Here is a 1,143-nt window from a genome sequence, read left to right on the forward strand (position 1 = left end):
CAATCGAAAGCTTGGGTTGGTACAATTATTCCTCAAAATCCAGTATTCCAATTCAAGTTTATTGCAAACTCTGTAATTTACAATGGGCTAATTGCAATGAACAAGGGAAGTTCCAGAAGTCTGGGATTATTAAACATAACGTTGTTGTATAAGCTTTGTTGCGTTGTTTAAGCAGTGAATTTAGTAAATAAAGTACGAACGGCGAAATTCCGGAGGAATTTCCCAAGTGAGCCAAAACCAGCAATAAAGTTTATACGGTGTTAGCACCAGTTATTTTATTATTTTAATTATGTTCGGATAATAGTTTCTTATTTTTCCTTTTTTAATTTTAATCGCAAAAATTATAGGTAAAATGATATTTATAATATAAAGAAAAAGCCAAAAATATAATGAAAGTATTAAGTTTCCTGGTCCAATTTCTAAATGTGTGATTTTAAGAAATGCTCCGATTATTAAAACAGAAAAAGCAAGTAAAGTCCAAATAATTTGAAAATTCAAAAGATTTGCTCCAACATCTTTCAAATCAATTATTTTATCTTTCTTAGTTATCCATAAGATAAATGGAAGAACTATATTTCCTGTTGGGATAATAAGACCGAATAATACAGACAAATGAAAGTAAGTTAAATAGCTTCGGTCAGTTTTTTTTCCGTAATCTAGAATGTCTTCTGCATTTAAGTCTAAAACTTGGCAAATTAAATTCAGAGTTTTTCCTCTCGGTTCACTTTCATTATTTTCAATACGTTGAACAGTTCTCAAGTTAATTTTTGCAGATTCAGCTAACTCTTCTTGAGATAGTCCTTTTTTCTTTCTAATGTCTCTAATTTTTTTTCCAATTTCGTTCATAAGTAATAAAGTTTATTTTTTGACAAAACTATTTATGAAACTATCATTTTGATAACGGTTTAAATACGGCATTTTTACGACATTCTTGTCAATCATTGATTTTGTTGAGTTCTTAATTGGTGCTAACGTGTTTGTATATGATTTGTTGCGTGTTTCAGCACTAAATTTAGCAAATAAAAACCGAATAGAAAATCCGCGAGGGTTTTCGTAAGCAGGCAAGAACTAGCAATAAATTATATACGGTGTTGTATGTAGTTATTTTATTCTTCCAATTGTTGTACTTCGAGTTTTAAAACT

At 29.6% G+C, this 1,143-nt stretch carries 1 protein-coding gene; it reads right to left on the bottom strand.

The window, feature by feature from the left end:
• Positions 1-270: 270 nt before the first annotated feature.
• Positions 271-846, bottom strand: a complete 576-nt coding sequence (locus tag ACVCXO_RS09200; RefSeq protein WP_452229299.1) for a DUF4870 domain-containing protein — start codon at positions 844-846, stop codon at positions 271-273.
• Between the last annotated feature and the right edge of the window lie 297 nt (positions 847-1,143).

It is taken from the genome of Lacinutrix sp. MEBiC02404 (assembly GCF_053601575.1).